Here is a 15617-nt window from a genome sequence, read left to right as displayed (position 1 = left end):
CGCCGTCTCCTAGCAGAATCCGGGGACGGTGTCCCACGCCCGGCCGGCGTCGGGGGCGTCGTCACGTTCGACGGTGGCCTCGATGAGCCCGTAGGGCCGGTCCGCGGCGTAGAACACCTCGCCGGGGTTGTCGAGCCCGAGCGGTTCCAGGTCGACGAGGAAGTGGTGTTTGTTGGGCATCGAGAATCTGATCTCACCGATCTCGGGATGCGCCTCCAGAACTTTCGTCCCCATCTGGAACAGGCTCTGCTGCAACCCCAGTGAATGCACCGTCGCGAAGGTCTCGAGCATGATGGAGCGGACGTCGGTGAACGTCTTGTCGAAATCGAGCTCGGTGGTGAGATACCGCCACCGTGCACTCACCGAGGTGGCGAGGATGCGATCCGTCGTCTCCTGCAGAGTGGTGTATCTGTCGGTGGGGAAGCCCCAGAACTCCGAGCCCGTCGACTTGAGCACCACCAGATCGCTGAGGCCCGAGACGATCCAGGTGTCGTCGCCGTCCACGGTCACGATGGTGGTGCGCTTCTCGTCGCCGGCACGGACGAAGGAGTGATCGTGCCCTTCCGGTCCCGTCGGGATGCGGTCCCACGAGTACTGCTCTATCTCCCAGCGGCCGCCGGTGATCCAGTCGAAATCGGTGGTGAAGTGCCGCCCGAGACGCAGCGCGAACTCCTCGATGGCACCGATCCCGTGGCGTGCGAACGCGTACACGGTGTTCTTCTGTGTGTCGGTCGCGACGACATGACCGTTGTCGCCGTCGGTGTGCGCCGCGGACAGATCTCCTCGCAACTGCGACGTGACCGAGATGTCGGTGATGCGGTGGCGCGGGGTCTCCCTGTCGATGCGCACGAGGCGGCATTCGGCCTTGCCGTACTGGTTGGCTCCGAGAACGATCGTGCTCATGTCTAGCTCCCTCGATAGGTCGTGTACGCGAACGGGCTGAGAAGAATCGGTACGTGGTAGTGCTCGTCGGCGGAACGGATGTCGACGGCGATGTCGATCCGTGGATAGAAGGTCGGACGGCCCCCGCGCGCGAAGTAGGACGCGGTGTCGAAGGTCAGCCGGTAGACGCCCGGTTCGAGGCGGGCGGGACCGAGATCGGTGATGCGGCCCTGCGCGTCCGTCACGCGCGAGGCCAGGGTCACGCCGTCGCGTTCACGCACCAGAGCGACCGACATGCCCTGTGCGGGAACACCATCGGCTGCATCGAGTACGTGCGTCGTGACGTGAGCGGGCTCGGTCACAGGACACCCGGTCCCAGGAGCCGCACAGCGGCGATCTGACGCAGAGCGTCCTCGATCTCGCGGAGTTCGGTCGACTCGTCGTGACCCAGCCGCCGATCGAGCTCGGCGAGCACGTCGGCGGCACTCCGGCCGGCCGCTCTGACGAGGAACACCCGACCGAATCGCGATTCGTACTCCTCGTTGCCGGCGGCGAGCCGAGCGACGACCCGCGCATCGGAGCTGTCCACGCCGGACTGCTCCGAGCGTGCGAACGCGGCGCCGGCGTCGTCACCGACGGGCCGGTCCCCGATGCGCGGATGGTGCCGGAGCGCACCGTCGATCTCGGCGGGCGTGAACGGGGCGGCCACCGACATCACCGCGGTGTGCAGCGATCTCTCGTCCGCGAAGGGCGTCAGCGCGAGCAGCGCCCGGCCCCACCGGGGGATGTCGAGGCAGTGTCGGAGGTGCTCTTCTCCGCCGTCATTCGCGGGGGTCTTGGATTCCGTATCGCGAAACAGCAATTCCATAGAACGAAGAGTGACAGCGGTCACACGCGCTGTCAACCCTCGATCCGCAGCGCCTCGCACGGCGCGGTCCAGGGGTTGACATCCCCACTGTGACCCGTGACACTCGACGCATCCGCGGAATAATTATTCCACAATACGGATTCTGGAGGTCCGTTCGATGGCTCGACTCTTCTGCAACGGCGACGCTATGCGTGGTGGCGTTCTGCACCACAACGTCGCCGTCCACACCTTCCTCGGCACCGTGCGCACCACACCCGACTACCGCTTCTACTCGGTACGGGACGAGTTCCCGGCCCTGGTGCTCGCCCCGGACGGCGGCGCCGCCATCGAGGGTGAGCTGTACGACGTCCCGATGAACGACATCCGCGCTCGGTTCCTGCCCGACGAGCCACCCGAGCTCGAACTGACGGTCGTGCAGCTCGAGAACGGTGATTCCATTCTCGCCGTGGGTCTTCGGCCCGGCATACTGCTCGACGACCGCACGGGCCTGACCGACATCACCGCCGCCGGCAGCTGGCGGCGGTACCGCGGGCTCACCGCCCCGTCGTCCGGCGACGTGTCGTGAGAGGCGACCGGACGTGGACGTACGCGGTCAACTGCTCGATCCTGTTGACCGAGGTGCCCCTGCTCGAGCGACCACGGCTCGCTCAGGAGCTCGGCTTCGAGGCCGTCGAGTTCTGGTGGCCCTTCGCCTCTCCCGTGCCCGCCGACCGCGAGGTGGACGCCTTCGTCACCGCGGTCGAGGATGCCGGGGTCCGACTGACCGGGCTGAACTTCGCCGCGGGCGACATGCCGGCCGGTGATCGAGGAATCCTGTCAGACCCGGCACAGATCGCGGCGTTCCGCGACAACATCGACGTCACGGTCGGAATCGGTGAGCGACTCGGTACCCGAGCGTTCAACGCGCTCTACGGCAATCGGCTGGAGGGGGTCGATCCCGTCGAACAGGACCGCGTCGCCACCGACAACCTGGTGGCCGCCGGCACCGCCGTCGCCCGACTCGGTGGAGTCGTCCTGATCGAGCCGGTGAGCGGAGCTCCCGCCTACCCGCTGACGACGGCCGCGGACGCGGTCGCCGTGATCGACCGGGTCGCCGCCCGCGGCGTCGACTCGCTCCGACTGCTCGCCGACCTGTACCACCTCGACGTCAACGGTGACGACGTCGCCGCGGTCATCGACACCCGGGCCGCCCTGATCGGACACGTCCAAATTGCTGACTCGCCCGGTCGCGGTGCACCCGGCAGCGGCGCCCTCGATCTGGACGCGCACCTCGCGCGCCTCGCCGAGAACGGCTACCGCGGTGTCATCGGACTCGAATACAAGGCCGCTCGGGACACCGCCTTCGACTGGCTCACCCACTCGCACTCCACGTAAGGATCCGCCATGAGCACCATCGCATTCATCGGACTCGGCATCATGGGCAGCCCCATGGCCGTCCACCTCGCACATGCCGGCCATCAGGTGGTCGGGTACAACCTCACACCCGACCGCACCGCGCCACTGGTCGAGGCCGGCGGCACCGCGGCCGAGTCGATCGCCAAGGCTGTCACGGGAGCCGACGTCATCGCGGTCATGGTGCCCGACTCCCCCGACGTCCAGGACGTCCTCACCGGCGAGGGCGGGGTGTTCGACAACGCACCTGCAGACGCCCTGATCATCGACTTCTCCAGTATCCGACCGGACGTCACCAGCGCGCTGGCGCAGGAGGCCCGGTCACGCGGGTTCCGCATCATCGACGCACCGGTGTCCGGCGGTCAGGCCGGCGCCGAGAACCGGGCCCTGTCGATCATGGTGGGCGGCACCGCCGAGGACGTCGAGTCGGCCAGGCCCATTCTCGACGTGGTGGGCTCGACCGTCGTCCACGTCGGACCCAACGGCTCCGGGCAGACCGTCAAGGCCGCCAACCAATTGATCGTGGCCGGCAACATCCAGGTGCTCGCGGAGGCGATCGTCTTCCTCGAGGCCTACGGCGTCGACATGCGCGCCGCCGTCGAGGTTCTGGGGGGCGGCCTCGCCGGATCGGCAGTCCTGAAGCAGAAGGCACAGAAGATGCTCGACCGATCGTTCGAGCCCGGGTTCCGGATCGACCTGCACCACAAGGACCTCGGCATCGTCGGCTCCGCGGCACGCGAGGCGGGTGTCGTCACGCCGATGGGCGCCCTGCTCGCTCAAATGATGGCGTCGGCACGCGCCAACGGCGATGGCGGACTCGACCACTCGGCCCTGTTCCGCGGCGTCGAGCAGCTGTCCGGGAAGGCGAGCCGATGACCCGCATGCGCGCAGCCGACGCCGCGGTGAAGATTCTCGAACTCGAGGGCGCCACCACCGCGTTCGGTCTGCCCGGCGCAGCGATCAACCCCTTCTACTCGGCCATGCGGGCGCACGGCGGGATCCGGCATGTCCTGGCCCGCCACGTCGAAGGCGCGTCACACATGGCGGAGGGATTCACCCGAGCGAAGGCCGGCAACATCGGCATCTGCATCGGCACCTCCGGGCCGGCCGGCACCGACATGATCACCGGTCTCTACTCCGCGATGGCGGATTCCGTTCCCGTACTGGCCATCACGGGCCAGGCACCGGTGGCCCGACTGCACAAGGAAGACTTTCAGGCCGTCGACATCGCGTCGATCGCCGCACCGGTGACGAAGATGGCCATGACGGTCCTCGAGCCCGCGCAGGTGCCCGGCGCTTTCGCGCAGGCGTTCCACCTGATGCGGTCCGGGCGCCCCGGTCCCGTCCTGATCGACCTGCCCATCGACGTGCAGATGGCCGAGATCGAGTTCGACCCCGACACGTATCAGTCACTGCCGGTGCACAAGCCGCGTGCCTCGCGGGCACAAGCCGAAAAGGCGATCGACATGCTGCTCGCCGCCGAGCGACCGTTGATCGTCGCCGGCGGCGGCATCGTCAACGCCGACGCGTCGGACCTGCTGGTCGAGTTGGCCGAGATCCTGAACGTCCCCGTCATCCCGACGCTGATGGGCTGGGGCACCATCCCCGACGATCACCGTCTCGCCGCGGGCATGGTCGGCCTGCAGACCTCGCACCGCTACGGCAACGCGACATTGCTGGCGTCGGACTTCGTGATCGGCATCGGGAACCGGTGGGCCAACCGACACACCGGTGGCCTGGACACCTACCGCGGGACGCGGACGTTCGTCCACGTCGACATCGAGCCGACTCAGATCGGACGGGTGTTCGCCCCCGACTACGGCATCATCTCGGACGCTGCGGCAGCACTGGAACAGTTCGTCGCCGTCGCACGGGACCGCCGCGCGGCCGGTGCGCTCCGCGACCTCACTGGCTGGGTGGAGGAGTGCGCGACGCGGAAGCGGACCATGCAGCGTCGCACGCACTTCGACGACGTCCCGATCAAGCCGCAGCGCGTGTACGAGGAGATGAACCGTGTCTTCGGCCGGGACACCCGCTACGTCACGACGATCGGGTTGTCGCAGATCGCGGGCGGACAGTTCCTGCACGTGTACGAGCCGCGCAACTGGATCAACTGCGGCCAGGCCGGTCCACTGGGGTGGACGATCCCCGCCGCGCTCGGTGTGGTCGCGGCGGACCCGAGCACCCCCGTCGTGGGACTCTCGGGCGACTACGACTTCCAGTTCATGATCGAGGAGTTGGCCGTCGGCGCGCAGTTCAACCTGCCCTACGTGCACGTGCTGGTGAACAACTCGTACCTCGGTCTGATCCGGCAGGCCCAGCGCGCCTTCGACATGGACTTCTGTGTGCAGCTCGGGTTCGACAACATCAACCACCGCGACCCGGTCGACGGTGAACCGGGCATCCCCAAGGGCTACGGCGTCGATCACGTCGCAGTCGCGGAAGGGTTGGGATGCAAGGCGCTGCGCGTCACCGATCCCGATGCGATCGCGGAGGCACTCACCTCGGCTCGCACCCTGGCGGCGGAGCACAAGGTCCCCGTCGTCGTCGAGATCGTGCTCGAACGCGTCACCAACATCTCGATGGGCACCGAGCTCGACAACGTCGGCGAGTTCGAGGACCTCGCACAGTCATCCGCCGACGCACCCACGGCACTGCTGATGTTGGACTGACGATGACGCGAGTTCTCGTCTCTCCCGACAAGTTCAAGGGATCGGCGACGGCGGCCGAGGTCACCGATGCGCTCGCTGACGGCATCATCACTGCCGCTCCGTCGTGGGACGTCGTACGACTCCCGGTGGCGGACGGCGGCGACGGCACGGTCGACGCTGCCGTCGCCGCCGGGTGGGATCGCGTGCCCGTGTCCACCACCGGACCGACGGGCATCCCCGTCGACTCCTCGTATGCGCGCCGGGGATCCACCGCCGTCGTCGAACTCGCGTCGACGGTGGGACTGTCGCAACTGCCCGGCGGTGCCCCGAACGCGTTGGAAACCAGCACGTTCGGACTGGGGACGGTCGTATTACACGCTCTCGGCGACGGCGCCAGGACCATCGTCATCGGACTGGGCGGCAGCGCCTCCACCGACGGCGGCGCCGGTATGCTCCGCGGACTGGGTGTGCGTATCCTCGACGCCCGTGGCCGTGAGATCACCGGCGGCGGTGAGGCGTTGCGCGAGGCGGCGACGTTGGATCTCGACGCGATGACGTCCGCGGTGGCCGGTGTCTCCTTCCAACTCGCGTGCGACGTCGACAATCCACTGCTCGGCCCTGCGGGCGCCACCGCCGTGTACGCACCACAGAAGGGCGCCGGCCCGGACGCAGTGCGTGTCCTCGAGCAGGCGATGACGCGATGGGCGGAGGTCGCGGGCGCTGCCCACGCCGATCGGCCCGGTGCGGGCGCAGCCGGCGGAACTGCCTTCGGCGCGATGGCAGTGCTCGGAGCGACGGTGCGGTCCGGAATCGACACCGTGCTCGACCTGGTCGACTTCCGTCGCCGACTGGCGTCGGCGGACCTCGTGGTCACCGGTGAGGGATCGCTGGACGAGCAGAGCCTGCACGGCAAAGTCCCGGTCGGCGTCGCCCACGTCGCCCGCGACGAAGGCATCCCGGTGATCGCCGTCGCCGGCCGAATCACGCTCGCACCCGATCGCCTACTCGACCACGGCATCGTCCGCTCCTACTCGCTCGCCGATCTCGAACCCGATCTCGCCGCGTCGATGCGCCGCGCTCCGACGCTGCTCCGGCGGATCGGCGCGACCATCGCCACCTCGTACCTCACCGAAGGAGTTTCATGACCACCGCTGCGTTCACCGCCCATGTCGACCTCGCCTCCCGCGCCCTGGGAGGAAGCGTCAGCGCGGCGAACGACGAACTGTTCGCCCAGCGGGAGAACCTGATCCGGCCGGAACCCCCGTTCTTCGATCCCCACGACTTCGGGCACAAGGGCAAGGTCTACGACGGGTGGGAGACCCGTCGCCGCCGGGACGACGGACACGACTGGGCGATCGTTCGACTCGGTGCCGCCGGCATCGTGCACGGCGTCATCGTCGACACGGCACACTTCCTCGGCAACTACCCGCCGTTCGTGTCCGTCGACGGAGCCTGCGTCGAGGGCCACCCGTCGAGCGAGGAGCTGGAGAAGGCCGACTGGCACACCCTCGTCGAGAGATCGCCGGCACTCGGCGGCACCGCGAACGCCTACAGCGTCGACGATCATCACCGGTGGACACATGTGCGCCTCAACATCTTTCCCGACGGGGGCGTGGCCCGACTCCGGGTGCACGGCGAGGTGGTCCCGGACCCGAGGTTCCTGACGGGGACGGTCGACCTGCTCGCCGCGGAGAACGGCGCCGTCCTGACGGAGTGCTCCGACGCGTTCTACTCTTCGCCGGCCAACATCATCATGCCGGGCCGCGCCCGCAACATGGGTGAGGGCTGGGAGAACGCGCGACGACGACACGGAGGCAACGACTTCGCGGTGTTCGCACTGGCGGCCGCGGGTGTTCCCCGCCACCTCGAAGTGGACACGAGCTACTACGTCGGCAACGCGCCCGGGTGGGTCCGGATCACCACCGTGGACGCGCGCACCGCCGACGTCCATGACGAGGGCGCGTGGCACGAACTGCTACCGCGGACGGCCGTGGCTCCGGACACCCGGCACCGGTTCGCCCTGGATGCCTCGCCTGCCGCGACGCACCTGCGTCTGGACGTCTACCCGGACGGCGGACTGTCGCGGCTGCGGCTGTTCGGTGAGCTCGACGACGCCTCGGCCACCGCGGCCCGCGAACGCTGGTCGTCCTCGCGTCCCACCGAGTAGCCGAGTTGTGTGCAGTGATCCGCGGTGGGCGCGGATCACTGCACACGATCGACGAACGCGCGGATCTCCGCGATCACGTCGCCGGGACGCTCGGTCAGGTCGCGCCAGGTGTAGAGCAGCACCGTCCACGACGCGCTCAGCACGTTCTGCCGGATACGGTCACGGTGGAAGGCCGCGCTGTCGGAGTGGAATGCCCACCTGTCGATCTCGATCGCCAAGCGCTGCAACGGGAACGCGATGTCGAGCACGTACCCGCCGAACGGATGGTTCACCACCCACCCGCGGAGCCCGGATGCGGTGAGCAGGCGAACAACGAGCCGCTCCGCCTCCGATCGAGCGCCGGACTCGGCCGCCCGCAACAACCGCTCTGCTTCCGTGCTGCCGTGTCGTCCGCGATTGCGGTCCTGCGCCCGCCGTAGGCCCAGAAGAGTCGCGTGCCGCTGCAGCTGCCGGTCCATGACCTCCTGGCCGAGAACGACCGACGCCTCGAGCACCGTCAGCGCCAGACCGGAGACGCGGACACGGCGGACCTCGACGATGTCTGCCGCATCGAGAGTGCGGCGGCGCAACCGAACCCCCGGCGCGGGGCGTCCCGACGCGGTGAGCGGAACGGTGACCTCGACCAGCGGCGGGAGATGCGTCGTCAGGCCCAACCAGAACGCGGCGCTCGTCCCGGTGAGCACTCCGCTGGTGGTCGACCACACTGCGCACCGCACCCGCGCTGTGTCGGTGAACGGTCGGTCGAGGGCGACGTACACGCCGGGACTCACCCGTCGCCACCGTCCCGAGCGGACTCGTCGTTCGAGAGCGTCCGAGCTCAGGCCGGCAGCTCGAGCGTGTGCGGACGTGACCACGCCGTCCTGAGCCGCGAGCAGTCTGTCGATCACGAGTGGTTCGACGCGCAGGGCGGCACGGTCGTTCCCGGTCCGCCTGTGTGCAGTGATCCGCGCCCACCGCGGATCACTGCACACAACTCGGCTACGCCTGACGACGGTCGGGCACGGTCGCGTGGTGGATCGGGCCGTCCCCGAGTGTCAGGGACATGCCACTGCCGCCGCGCCGCGCTGCCACGAACTCCGCCGCGATGGCCACCGCGGTCTCCTCGGGTGTACTCGCACCCAGGTCGAGGCCGACGGGTGACCGCAGTCGAGACAGCTCGGTCTCGGTCATCCCCACCTCGCGCAGCCGTGCCAGCCGGTCCCGATGGGTTCGTCTGGACCCCATCGCCCCGACGAACGCCACCGGCAACCTGAGCGCGACCTCGAGCAGCGGCACGTCGAACTTCGCGTCGTGGGTCAGGACGCACACCACCGTGCGCGCGTCGACGTCCGTGCGCGCGAGATAGGAGTGCGGCCATTCGGCGATCACCTCGTCGGCGTCCGGGAACCGCGCCCGTGTGGCGAACACCGGGCGCGCGTCGCACACCGTCACGCGGTAGCCGAGGAAGGTACCGAGCCGGGCCAGAGCGCCGGCATGATCGATGGCGCCGAAGACGAGCAGTCGCGGCGACTCGGCATACGACGCGACGAACATCTCCACACCGGGCCGGCAACGAACGGATCGGATTCCGGTAGTCCCGGTGTCAAGCATGGCGCGGGCCTCGTCGATCGCGATGCGGTCAATGTCGGCGAAGCCGGTCGATCCGAGGTGCCTGTCCGGCCGCACGGCCAGGACCGTGCCGACGGAGTCGAGGAGCTGAACGGTGGCGACAGCGCCGTCGAACGACCGCAGGACCGCGGGGTCGGGCGCCGGCGAGACGAACACCTCGATCTCGCCCCCGCAGGTGAGCCCCACGGCGAACGCGTCGTCGTCGCTGTAGCCGAAACTCTGCCGGACCGCGACGCCGGTGTCCAGGACCTCCTGGCAGAGCGCGTAGACGGCACCCTCGACGCAGCCGCCCGACACGCTCCCCACCACCCGCCCGTCGGAGGCGACGGCCATCGCGGCACCGGGTGACCGAGGCGCACTGCCCGCGACGGCGACGACGGTCGCAACGGCGCAGGACAGCCCCGCGTCGTGCCATTCGATCAACCGGTCCGCGATGTCCCGCATCAGGAGATGCCCAGCGCTTCCTCGATGGGGTGCAGCGCGAAGTACACGACGAACACCGCGCTCATGACGTACAGCAGCCAGTGCGTCTGCCGCATCTTTCCCTTGGCCAGGCGAATGATCGTGTAGGACAACACCCCTGCCGCCACACCAACCGTGATCGAGTACGTGAAAGGCATGAGCACGATGGTCAGGAAGGCAGGGATCGCGATCTCGGTGTCCTCCCAGTCGATCTTGCGGACGTGAGTCATCATCAACGCGCCGACGAGGACCAGCGCGGGAGCTGCCGCGCCGACCGGGACGACGCCGGCGAGTGGTGTGAAGAAGATGAGGCTGGTGAGCAGCCCACCGGTGACCACGCTGGCCAGTCCCGTGCGAGCACCCTCCGCGACTCCGGCGGCCGATTCGACCACCGCGGTGTTGGCGGAACCGTTGATCGCGCCGCCGAGGATGGCGCCGATGCCGTCGACGGTGAGGATACGGCTCAGTCCGGGCAGCCGCCCCTGTTTGTCGACGAGCCCGGCCTCCTCCCCCACTCCGAGGATGGTTCCCATGGCGTCGAAGAAGCCCGAGAGCACCAGCGTGAACAGCACGACCGAGGCGGTGACGACGCCGGCGCGGGCGAAGCCGCCGAACACGTCCACCTCGAACAGCAGGTCGAATCGCGGTGTGGCGACGATGGAATCGGGTACCGAGGGCACCACGGGACCCCATGCGCGTGGGTCGATGTCGACCACGGAGTTCAGCACGATGGCGAGGTTGGTGGCGACGAAGATGCCGATGAGCATCGCACCGGGGACGCGCCGGACGAACAGCACCATCATGACCACGAGGCCGACGCAGAACACGAGGACCGGCCAGCCTGCGAGCTTGCCGAAGATTCCGAGTGTGACTGCGGTGGAGGCGTTGTCGCCGTAGCCGACGAACCCGGCGTCGACGAGACCGATGAGAGCGATGAACGCTCCGATGCCCACTCCGATGGCCTGCTTCAGCACGCGCGGGATCGCGTCCATGATGAGTTGGCGGACACCGGTCAGCGCGAGGACGACGATGATGACACCTTCGAGGACGACGAGACCCATCGCCTGGGGCCAGGTCATGAACGGCGCGGCCTGGAACACCACGATCGGCGTCACTCCCAGCCCTGCCGCCATGGCGAGCGGCGCATTGCCCACCACGCCCATCAGCACGGTCGTCAGCCCCGCCGACAGCGCGACCATGGTGCTCAACTGTGCCGGGTCGAGGGTCGCACCGGTGACGTCCTGCGCGTCGCCGATGATGAGCGGGATCAGCACGATCAGGTAGGCCATCGCGACGAACGTCGTGATGCCACCGCGGATCTCACGGGTGATCGTGGAGCCGCGCATCGTGATGGAGAAGAAGGTGTCGAGTCGGGAGCGGCGTCCGCCGCTGCCCACCGTCGTCGCGGGATCGAGTTTCGTCATGAGGTCAGGGCCTTCCCGGGTCCGTGATGTGTTCGGGTCGTATCGGTACTCGTGTGAGGGCGAGACCGGTGGCGTCGCGAACGGCAGCGACGACTGCGGGGGTGGAGGACAGGGTCGGAGGCTCGCCGGCGCCGCGAAGGCCGTACGGCGCCAGCGGGTCCGGGTTCTCCAGGATGTCGAGCTGCATCGGCGGCATGTCGAGGATGGTGGGGATGAGGTAGTCGGTGAACGACGGGTTCTTCACCAGCCCGTCCACGACGACGATCTCCTCCATCAGGGCCAGGCCCAGTCCCTGAGCCGATCCGCCGTGGATCTGCCCCTCGAGGGAGAGCCGGTTGAGGATCTTGCCGACGTCCTGGACGGCGGCCATCTCGACGACCTTCACCAGACCGAGCTCGACGTCGACGTCGACCACCGCGCGGTGCACGCACAGCGCGAGCTGGGTGTGGCTCGCGCCCTGCCCGGTCACCGGATCCATGCCGGTGGTGGGACGGTGGTGGAACTCGCGGGTCTGCTCGACAACTCGGTCGCCGAGAACGTCCTCGATCGTGGCCAGGACGCCGTCGGTGCGGGAGACGACCTTGCCGCCGTCGAGAGTCAGGTCCGTCGCGGCGCGACCGAGATGCAGTCCGGCGAGGACGAACACGGCCTCCCGGACCGCCTCGCACGCGGCCTTCACCGCACCGCCGGTCATGTAGGACTGGCGGGACGCGGACGACGACCCGGAGTTGCCGACGGTGGTGTCGGCAGGATGGATCGTCACGCGCGACACCCCCAGCTCGGTGCGGGCGATCTGCGCCTCGAGTGTCACCAGGCCCTGTCCCACCTCGGCGGCGGCCGTGTGCACCAGAGCGGTGACCTCGCCGCCGATGACCTCGAGTCGGACCCGCGCCGTCGAGTAGTCGTCGTAGTTCTCGGAGAAACAGATGTTCTTGAGTCCCACTCCGTAGCCGACTCCCCGCACGACGCCCTCGCCGTGCGTGGTCTGCGACGCGCCGCCGGGCAGGTTGCGGATGTCGGAAGTGTCCAGTGGCACCGGCATGGGCATCGCCTCGGCCCGGAGGAGCATCTCGGCGAGGGGCGCGGGAGCCTCGACCACCTGACCGGTGGCGAGGAGCGAACCCTGAGCGACGGCGTTGACGCGGCGGACCTCGACCGGGCTCAAACCGCACGCCTCGGCGAGCTGGTCCATCATCGACTCGTACGCGAAACATGCCTGTACGGCGCCGAATCCGCGCATCGCGCCGCACGGCGGGTTGTTCGTGTAGACGCCGTACGCGTCGATCTCGATGTTCGGGATCACGTACGGTCCCACGCCCAGCGACGCAGCGTTGCCGACGACGTTCAGCGTGGCCGACGTGTAGGCGCCGCCGTCGAGGATGATCTCGACGTCCGCGAACAACAGCCGGCCGTCGCTCGTGGCGCCGTACTCGTAGTGCATCTGCGCCGGGTGCCGGTGCACATGCCCGAAGAACGACTCGTAGCGGTTGTAGACCATCCGGACCGGCTTGCCCGTGTACATCGCGAGCATGGCCGCGTGGATCTGCATGGACAGGTCCTCGCGCCCGCCGAACGCTCCCCCGACTCCGGAGAGCGTCATCCTGATCTTCTCCTTCGGCAGTCCGAGGCACGGCCCGATCTGTTCGAGGTCGTTGTGCATCCATTGCGTCGCGACGTACAGGTCCACCCCGCCGTCGTCGCCGGGAACCGCGAGACCCGATTCGGGTCCGAGGAAGGCCTGGTCCTGGATGCCGACCGAGAAGTCGCTGCTGACGATCACGTCGGCCCGCACGCGCGCAGCGGCCACGTCGCCGACGCGCACCGGTTGGTGGCGTGCGATTCCGCCGCGCTCCTGCACCTTCGGGTAGGTCGGATCCAGTGCGGCACGGCGGGCGTCGCACAGTGGCTCGAGCACCTCGTAGACCACCTCGATCCGTTCCATCGCCCGGCGCGCGGTCTCGGGGTGATCCGCCGCGACGAGGACGATGGGCTCGCCTTCGTGACGCACCTCGCCGAAGGCGAGGACAGGCTGGTCCCAGGTGCCGTCGAGGCCGAAACACGGGCGTCCCGGCACGTCCTCGTGGGTGAGCACGGCCTCCACGCCGGGGAGGGCGAGCGCCGCCGAGATGTCCACGGACACGATGCGCGCGCGGGGATGCGGACTCCGCAGGGTGGCGCCGTGCAGCATGCCGTCGATGAACAGATCGGACGAGTACGCGAACTCTCCCTTGACCTTCAGGGTCCCGTCGGGGCGGAGCGGACTGTCTCCCACGCGTCCGAGGCCCGGTGCGTCCACGGGTGCGGGGAAGGCGCCGGGGCGCGTCCGTCCGGGGGCGCTCACAGCACGTCCTTCGCGAGAGCCATGAGACGACGGTGTGCGTTCGCTCCGGCCGCCGCCGCCTCGTCCTGCGACACGCTGATCAGCGTGTCGTCCTCCACGATCGTCCGACCGCCGACCATGAGGTGGCCCAGGGGCGGCGTCTGCCCGTACGCGAGCGCGACGACGGGATCGTCTATCGCGGCGAAGAAGCCGTCCGTACGCCAGATCGCGAGGTCGGCGAGCTTGCCCACCTCGAGTGACCCGATCTCGTCCTGTCGGCCGAGGACCGTGGCGCCACCGAGTGTCGCGGCCTCGAGAGCCTGGCGGGCACTCAGCGCGGTCGGCCCGTAGCGTGCCCGCTGCATGTACACGGCCTGACGGATCTCGCCGGCGAGCGAGACCATCTCGGCGGACGCCGATCCGTCCACGCCGAGACCGACCGGCGCGCCGGCGTGCAGCAGATCGGCGACACGGGCGATTCCCGCGCCGAGTCGCGCGTTCGAACTGGGGCAGTGCGCGACGCCGGTACCCGTTGCCGCGAGCGAGGTGATGTCGGAGTCGTGCAGGTGGACGGCGTGGGCGAACCACACGTCGTCGCCCAGCCACCCCACCTGTTCCATGTACTGCACGGGCGTGCAGCCCATCTGGGCGAGGCAGTGCTCCTCCTCGTCCACCGTCTCGGACAGATGTGTGTGCAGCCGAACACTTTTCGTTCGGGCGAGGCTCGCCGATTCCACGAGCAGGTCCTTGCTGATCGAGAACGGGGAGCACGGCGCCACGGCAATGCGCAGCATCGAGCCGAACGACGCGTCGTGGTACGTGTCGATCGCATCCGCGGTGGCGGTCAGGATGTCGTCGAGCTTCTCCACCACCTCGTCGGGAGGGAGCCCGCCGTCCGACACGCCCCGGTCCATCGACCCGCGGCAGGGGTGGAAACGCACTCCGATCCGCGCCGCCGCGTCGATCTCGGCGGCGAACAGATCGCCCCGTCCCTTCGGGAAGATGTAGTGGTGATCGGTGCTGGTGGTGCACCCGGACTTCGCGAGCCAGCCGAGCCCCGCCAGCGCGGCCCCGCCGACCACCTCGGCGTCCATCTTCGCCCATGGTCGGTACAGGGTCACGAGCCACTCGAAGAGGGTGCTGTCCTTCGCCAGTCCCTGCGACGCCCACTGGTACAGGTGGTGATGGGCATTGACCAGACCGGGCGTGACCAGTCCGCCACGCGCGTCGATGATCTCGGCGCCGGGAACGATCGGCGCGGGACCCGCGCCGATCGCGGTCACGAGCGACCCGTCGACGACGATGTACCCGTGCGGGATCTCGGCACCGACCACGGGTGCGATGTAGGCGTTGGTGACGATGCGAACACTCATCGGGAATCGGCCCTTCGTGAGGCGGCGAGTCGGACGGCGTCGAGAATTTTCTCGTAACCGGTGCAGCGGCAGAGGTTTCCGGCGAGGGCCTCGCGGATCTCCGCATCGGACGGATCGGGCACCCGCTCGACGAGGTCGTGCGCCTGGACCACCAGCCCGGGTGTGCAGAAGCCGCACTGGACGGCGCCGCACTCCACGAAGGCCTTCTGGATCGGGCCCAGCGCCTCCCCGTCGGAGAGTCCCTCCACGGTGCGCACGCGTCGACCTTCGACCTGGCCGGCCGCCACCAGGCACGAGCACACCGGCACGTCGTCGAGATAGACGGTGCAGGAACCGCACTCCCCCTGCTCGCACGCGTTCTTCGATCCGGGCAGGCCCATGCGCTCGCGCAACACGTAGAGAAGACTCTCGCCCTCCCACACCTCGTCCGCGCTCTGGTCGGTGCCGTTCACCGTGCAGTTCACTCTCAT

15 protein-coding genes are annotated in these 15617 nt (G+C 68.8%); 6 read left to right on the top strand and 9 right to left on the bottom strand.

Features of this window, described 5'->3' with window-relative positions; genetic code table 11:
* Window positions 1-9: 9 nt before the first annotated feature.
* Genes pucL through uraD form a run of 3 tightly spaced genes read right to left on the bottom strand, consistent with a single transcriptional unit; the run spans window position 10 to window position 1750 of the window.
* Window positions 10-903: a factor-independent urate hydroxylase gene (gene pucL / locus QE449_RS09980; protein WP_307108739.1), complete on the bottom strand. Its 894-nt coding sequence runs from the start codon at window positions 901-903 to the stop codon at window positions 10-12.
* A 2-nt stretch (window positions 904-905) separates the two neighbouring features.
* Window positions 906-1244 carry a hydroxyisourate hydrolase gene (gene uraH / locus QE449_RS09975; protein ID WP_222645352.1) on the bottom strand — a complete coding sequence of 113 codons (339 nt, stop codon included), beginning with the start codon at window positions 1242-1244 and terminating at the stop codon, window positions 906-908.
* Window positions 1241-1750, bottom strand: a complete 510-nt coding sequence (gene uraD / locus QE449_RS09970; RefSeq protein WP_307108738.1) for a 2-oxo-4-hydroxy-4-carboxy-5-ureidoimidazoline decarboxylase — start codon at window positions 1748-1750, stop codon at window positions 1241-1243. Before uraD ends, uraH begins: the two co-directional genes overlap by 4 nt.
* A 157-nt stretch (window positions 1751-1907) precedes the next feature.
* On the opposite strand from uraD, the gene QE449_RS09965 reads away from it, so the two are divergent.
* Genes QE449_RS09965 through alc form a run of 6 tightly spaced genes read left to right on the top strand, consistent with a single transcriptional unit; the run spans window position 1908 to window position 7960 of the window.
* Entirely contained in the window at window positions 1908-2315 is a 408-nt protein-coding gene (locus QE449_RS09965) for a gamma-glutamylcyclotransferase (protein ID WP_307108737.1), read from the top strand.
* Window positions 2312-3124, top strand: a complete 813-nt coding sequence (locus tag QE449_RS09960) for a hydroxypyruvate isomerase family protein (RefSeq protein ID WP_307108736.1) — start codon at window positions 2312-2314, stop codon at window positions 3122-3124. Before QE449_RS09965 ends, QE449_RS09960 begins: the two co-directional genes overlap by 4 nt.
* Window positions 3125-3133: 9 nt before the next feature.
* Window positions 3134-4018 (top strand): 2-hydroxy-3-oxopropionate reductase, encoded by an 885-nt coding sequence (locus QE449_RS09955; protein WP_307108735.1) that lies wholly within the window; start codon window positions 3134-3136, stop codon window positions 4016-4018.
* On the top strand, window positions 4015-5814 hold the full coding sequence (gene gcl, locus QE449_RS09950; RefSeq protein ID WP_307108734.1) for a glyoxylate carboligase: 1800 nt from the start codon (window positions 4015-4017) through the stop codon (window positions 5812-5814). Before QE449_RS09955 ends, gcl begins: the two co-directional genes overlap by 4 nt.
* A 2-nt stretch (window positions 5815-5816) precedes the next feature.
* Window positions 5817-6938, top strand: coding sequence for a glycerate kinase (locus QE449_RS09945; RefSeq protein WP_307108733.1), 1122 nt, complete (start codon window positions 5817-5819; stop codon window positions 6936-6938).
* Entirely contained in the window at window positions 6935-7960 is a 1026-nt protein-coding gene (gene alc / locus QE449_RS09940; RefSeq protein WP_222637734.1) for an allantoicase, read from the top strand. Before QE449_RS09945 ends, alc begins: the two co-directional genes overlap by 4 nt.
* A 35-nt stretch (window positions 7961-7995) precedes the next feature.
* Here alc and QE449_RS09935 read toward each other — a convergent pair whose 3' ends face one another.
* The 6 genes from QE449_RS09935 to QE449_RS09910 form a co-directional block, all read right to left on the bottom strand.
* Window positions 7996-8847, bottom strand: a complete 852-nt coding sequence (locus QE449_RS09935; protein WP_307108732.1) for a type IV toxin-antitoxin system AbiEi family antitoxin domain-containing protein — start codon at window positions 8845-8847, stop codon at window positions 7996-7998.
* A 91-nt stretch (window positions 8848-8938) separates the two neighbouring features.
* Window positions 8939-10012, bottom strand: coding sequence for an XdhC family protein (locus QE449_RS09930; protein WP_307108731.1), 1074 nt, complete (start codon window positions 10010-10012; stop codon window positions 8939-8941).
* Window positions 10012-11454, bottom strand: a complete 1443-nt coding sequence (locus QE449_RS09925) for an NCS2 family permease (RefSeq protein WP_307108730.1) — start codon at window positions 11452-11454, stop codon at window positions 10012-10014. Before QE449_RS09925 ends, QE449_RS09930 begins: the two co-directional genes overlap by 1 nt.
* 4 nt (window positions 11455-11458) lie before the next feature.
* Window positions 11459-13795: a xanthine dehydrogenase family protein molybdopterin-binding subunit gene (locus QE449_RS09920; protein WP_307108729.1), complete on the bottom strand. Its 2337-nt coding sequence runs from the start codon at window positions 13793-13795 to the stop codon at window positions 11459-11461.
* The gene (locus QE449_RS09915) at window positions 13792-15147 is read right to left on the bottom strand and encodes an 8-oxoguanine deaminase (protein WP_307108728.1); all 1356 of its coding nucleotides are present in this window, start codon (window positions 15145-15147) and stop codon (window positions 13792-13794) included. The genes QE449_RS09920 and QE449_RS09915 overlap by 4 nt, the downstream gene beginning before the upstream one ends.
* Complete coding sequence (locus QE449_RS09910) at window positions 15144-15617, bottom strand: (2Fe-2S)-binding protein (RefSeq protein WP_307109701.1); 474 nt, start codon at window positions 15615-15617, stop codon at window positions 15144-15146. Before QE449_RS09910 ends, QE449_RS09915 begins: the two co-directional genes overlap by 4 nt.

Source organism: Rhodococcus sp. SORGH_AS_0303, from assembly GCF_030819335.1.
Classification (GTDB): domain Bacteria; phylum Actinomycetota; class Actinomycetes; order Mycobacteriales; family Mycobacteriaceae; genus Rhodococcoides.
This window is presented reverse-complemented; position numbering and strand designations above follow the sequence as displayed.

Coding starts and splice junctions, on each gene's coding strand:
- QE449_RS09910 (WP_307109701.1), bottom strand. CDS start 15,617: ATGAGAGTGAACTGCACGGTGAACGGCACCGACCAGAGCGCGGACGAG.
- alc (WP_222637734.1), top strand. CDS start 6,935: ATGACCACCGCTGCGTTCACCGCCCATGTCGACCTCGCCTCCCGCGCC.
- QE449_RS09915 (WP_307108728.1), bottom strand. CDS start 15,147: ATGAGTGTTCGCATCGTCACCAACGCCTACATCGCACCCGTGGTCGGT.
- uraD (WP_307108738.1), bottom strand. CDS start 1,750: ATGGAATTGCTGTTTCGCGATACGGAATCCAAGACCCCCGCGAATGAC.
- pucL (WP_307108739.1), bottom strand. CDS start 903: ATGAGCACGATCGTTCTCGGAGCCAACCAGTACGGCAAGGCCGAATGC.
- QE449_RS09955 (WP_307108735.1), top strand. CDS start 3,134: ATGAGCACCATCGCATTCATCGGACTCGGCATCATGGGCAGCCCCATG.
- QE449_RS09945 (WP_307108733.1), top strand. CDS start 5,817: ATGACGCGAGTTCTCGTCTCTCCCGACAAGTTCAAGGGATCGGCGACG.
- QE449_RS09925 (WP_307108730.1), bottom strand. CDS start 11,454: ATGACGAAACTCGATCCCGCGACGACGGTGGGCAGCGGCGGACGCCGC.
- gcl (WP_307108734.1), top strand. CDS start 4,015: ATGACCCGCATGCGCGCAGCCGACGCCGCGGTGAAGATTCTCGAACTC.
- QE449_RS09930 (WP_307108731.1), bottom strand. CDS start 10,012: ATGCGGGACATCGCGGACCGGTTGATCGAATGGCACGACGCGGGGCTG.
- QE449_RS09965 (WP_307108737.1), top strand. CDS start 1,908: ATGGCTCGACTCTTCTGCAACGGCGACGCTATGCGTGGTGGCGTTCTG.